Annotated in this window: 2 protein-coding genes and 1 pseudogene; 1 reads left to right on the top strand and 2 read right to left on the bottom strand. The window is 68.4% G+C overall.

Annotated features, from left to right (window positions below):
• Positions 1-182, top strand: a pseudogene (locus tag ABD378_RS32930) (hypothetical protein); the annotation flags it as partial.
• 17 nt (positions 183-199) lie between these two features.
• Here the strand turns inward: ABD378_RS32930 and ABD378_RS32925 are convergent.
• Both ABD378_RS32925 and ABD378_RS32920 read right to left on the bottom strand, forming a co-directional pair.
• Positions 200-382 carry a DUF6104 family protein gene (locus tag ABD378_RS32925; protein ID WP_019075209.1) on the bottom strand — a complete coding sequence of 61 codons (183 nt, stop codon included), beginning with the start codon at positions 380-382 and terminating at the stop codon, positions 200-202.
• A gap of 154 nt (positions 383-536) precedes the next feature.
• The coding region (locus tag ABD378_RS32920; RefSeq protein WP_344526942.1) for a multifunctional oxoglutarate decarboxylase/oxoglutarate dehydrogenase thiamine pyrophosphate-binding subunit/dihydrolipoyllysine-residue succinyltransferase subunit at positions 537-4,024 on the bottom strand (3,488 nt) is incomplete at its 5' end.

Here is a 4,024-nt window from a genome sequence, read left to right as displayed (position 1 = left end):
GGCCCCGGGCCCGCGCGCTGGCCGTGGCGCAGATGGCCGCCGGGCTGCCCCTCGTGGCGTGGGCCGTGCGGCGGCGCAGCGGGGGATGGGCCGTGGCGGGGGCGCTCCTGATGGTGCACGGATCTCTGGGGTTCGCGTACGACAGGGTGCGGGCGGCCGACGCGGGGACTCGGCGGGGCTGAGGCGAGCCCGGCGCGTCCTACTCGTCGTCGTCTTCGTCGTCCAGGCGGGCCAGCCACGTCGCGAGGCGCTCGACCGGGACCTCGAAGTCCGGGTTGAGGTCCACGAAGGTGCGGAGCTGCTCGGCGAGCCACTCGAAGGTGACTTCCTCCTCGCCGCGCCGCTTCTCCAGTTCCTCGATGCCACGGTCGGTGAAGTACAAGACAGGCTCCGCGATTGGACGAACGATGAGGGACGAACGATGAGGGGCCGAACGATGCGCTCGGGACGTCCAGGATAAGCCGATACGCCGGTGGGCCCGGCCCCGGGTGACAAGCACTCGGGGCCGGGCCCACCGGCGTACGAACCGCTCAGGCTTACGCCTCGAAGACCTCGCTCAGGAGCTGCTCCTGCTCCTGCTCGTGGCGCTTCTTCGAGCCGACCGCCGGGGACGAGCCGTGCGGCCGCGAGATGCGGCGCAGGCGCTCGCCGTGCGGGATGTCCGCGCCGACCGCCAGGTCCAGGTGGTCGATGAGGTTGAGGGCGATGAAGGGCCACGCGCCCTGGTTCGCCGGCTCCTCCTGCGCCCACAGGTACTTCTCGGCGTTCGGGTACTTCGCGATCTCCGCTTGGAGCTCGGCACCCGGCAGCGGGTACAGACGCTCGATGCGGATGATCGCGGTGTCCGTGACCTCGCGCTTCTTCCGCTCGGCCTCGAGGTCGTAGTACAGCTTGCCGGAGCAGAAGACGACCTTGCGGACCGCCGACGCCTCGACCGAGTCGTCGCCGATGACCGGGCGGAAGCCACCCGTCGTGAACTCCTCCGTCTTCGAGGCCGCCGCCTTGAGGCGCAGCATCGACTTCGGGGTGAAGACCACCAGCGGCTTGTGGTGCGGGTTGTGCACCTGCCACCGCAGGAGGTGGAAGTAGTTCGACGGAAGGGTCGGCATCGCGACCGTCATGTTGTTCTGCGCGCACAGCTGGAGGAAGCGCTCGATACGGGCGGACGAGTGGTCCGGGCCCTGGCCCTCGTAGCCGTGCGGAAGCAGCAGCGTGACGCCGGAGTGCTGGTTCCACTTCTGCTCGGCGGCCGAGATGTACTCGTCCACCACCGTCTGCGCGCCGTTGACGAAGTCACCGAACTGCGCTTCCCACATGACGAGGGACTCGGGACGGGCCAGCGAGTAGCCGTACTCGAAGCCCATCACCGCGTACTCGGAGAGCAGCGAGTCGTAGACGTTGTAGCGCGCCTGGTCGTCGGAGAGGTACAGGAGCGGCGTGAAGTCCTCGCCCGTCTCACGGTCGATGAGGACCGCGTGACGCTGACCGAACGTGCCACGGCGCGAGTCCTGGCCCGACAGACGGACCGGCGTGCCCTCCAGGAGCAGCGAACCGATGGCGAGGGTCTCGCCCATGCCCCAGTCGATCGTGCCTTCCTCGACCATCGACATGCGGCGCTGCAGCTGCGGCAGCAGACGCGGGTGGACGGTGACCCGGTCGGGAATGTTGACCTGGGACTCGGCGATCCGCTTGACGACCTCCTGGGAGATCGAGGTGTCGACGTTCACCGGGAACTCGGCCTCCGGGGCCGGGACCTCGGCCTCGGCGGGCTGCGAGATGGCCTCGCGGACCTCGGTGAAGACCTTCTCCAGCTGCCCCTGGAAGTCCTGCAGGGCCTGCTCGGCCTCTTCCAGGGTGATGTCGCCGCGACCGATGAGGGACTCGGTGTAGAGCTTGCGCACCGAGCGCTTCTTGTCGATCAGGTCGTACATCAGCGGCTGCGTGAACGCCGGGTTGTCCGACTCGTTGTGACCGCGGCGGCGGTAGCAGATGAGGTCGATGACCACATCCTTGTTGAACGCCTGGCGGAACTCGAAGGCGAGGCGCGCGATGCGCACGACGGCCTCGGGGTCGTCGCCGTTCACGTGGAAGATCGGTGCCTCGATCATGCGGGCCACGTCCGTGGCGTACATGGAGGAGCGCGACGACTCCGGGGCGGCGGTGAAGCCGACCTGGTTGTTGATGACGATGTGGACCGTGCCGCCGGTGCGGTAGCCCCGCAGCTGCGACATGTTGAGGGTCTCGGCGACCACACCCTGGCCCGCGAAGGCCGCGTCACCGTGCAGGGCGACCGGCAGGACCGTGAAGTCCGTGCCGCCCTTGTTGATGACGTCCTGCTTGGCGCGGGTGATGCCCTCGATGATCGGGTCGACCGTCTCCAGGTGGGACGGGTTCGCCGCGAGCGAGACCTTGATCTGCTCGCCGTCCAGGCCGGTGAAGGTGCCCTCGGCGCCCAGGTGGTACTTCACGTCGCCGGAGCCGTGCATGGACTTGGGGTCCATGTTGCCCTCGAACTCGCGGAAGATCTGGGCGTACGACTTGCCCACGATGTTCGCGAGGACGTTCAGGCGGCCGCGGTGGGCCATGCCGATGACGACCTCGTCCAGGCGGGACTCCGCGGCGCTGTCGATGACGGCGTCGAGCAGCGGGATGACGGACTCGCCGCCCTCCAGGGAGAAGCGCTTCTGGCCGACGTACTTCGTCTGCAGGAACGTCTCGAAGGCCTCGGCGGCGTTCAGGCGGCGCAGGATGCGCAGCTGCTCCTCGCGCTCCGGCTTCGAGGCGTGCGTGCGCTCGATGCGGTCCTGGAGCCACTTGCGCTGCTTCGGGTCCTGGATGTGCATGAACTCGATGCCGGTGGTGCGGCAGTACGAGTCGCGCAGGACGCCGAGGACGTCGCGCAGCTTCATCATCGACTTGCCGGCGAAGCCGCCGACCGCGAACTCACGCTCCAGGTCCCACAGGGTGAGGCCGTGCTCGGTGATGTCCAGGTCGGGGTGCTTGCGCTGCTTGTACTCCAGCGGGTCCGTGTCGGCCATGACGTGGCCGCGGACGCGGTAGGAGTGGATCAGCTCGAAGACGCGGGCGGCCTTCGTGACGTCGTCGTCGTGCGAGGCGTCGATGTCCTTGAGCCAGCGGACCGGCTCGTAAGGAATGCGAAGGGCCTTGAAGATCTCGTCGTAGAACTCGTTCTCGCCGAGCAGCAGGTTCGCGACGATGCGCAGGAACTCGCCCGATGCGGCGCCCTGGATCACCCGGTGGTCGTAGGTCGACGTGAGCGTCATGACCTTCGAGATGCCGAGCTTGTTCAGGGTGTCCTGGGACGTGCCCTGGAACTCCGCGGGGTAGTCCATCGAGCCGACGCCCATGATGACCGACTGTCCGGGCATCAGGCGGGGGACCGAGTGGACGGTGCCGAGGCCGCCGGGGTTGGTCAGCGAGACCGTGACGCCGGTGAAGTCGTCCATGCCGAGCTTGCCGTCGCGTGCGCGGCGGACGATGTCCTCGTAGGCCTGCCAGAACTCGAAGAAGTTCAGCGTCTCGGCCTTCTTGATGCCCGCGACGACCAGCTGGCGGTCGCCGTTGGGCTTCACGAGGTCGATGGCGAGGCCGAAGTTGATGTGCTCCGGCTTGACCAGCGTCGGCTTGCCGTCCTTCTGCACGAAGGAGTAGTTCATCGACGGCATGGCCTTGATGGCCTGCACCATCGCGTACCCGATGAGGTGCGTGAAGGAGATCTTCCCGCCGCGGGCGCGCTTGAGGTGGTTGTTGATGACGATGCGGTTGTCGAAGAGCAGCTTCACCGGTACGGCGCGGACCGACGTGGCCGTCGGGACCTCCACCGAGGCGTTCATGTTCTTCGCGACCGCGGCTGCGGGGCCGCGCAGCGTCACGTACTCCGGTCCTGCCGGGGCGTCCGTCGCGGGCTCCGCCTTGGCTGCGGGCTTCGCGGCCGCGGGCTTGGCGGCGGGGGCCGGGGCCGCTGCCGCGGGCTTCGCAGCCGGGGCTGCGGGCGCGGCAGGAG

The organism is Streptomyces rectiviolaceus (assembly GCF_039533825.1).
GTDB lineage: Bacteria > Actinomycetota > Actinomycetes > Streptomycetales > Streptomycetaceae > Streptomyces > Streptomyces rectiviolaceus.
The sequence above is the reverse complement of the archived record's forward strand: the minus strand, read 5'-3'. Positions and strand labels throughout refer to the sequence as shown.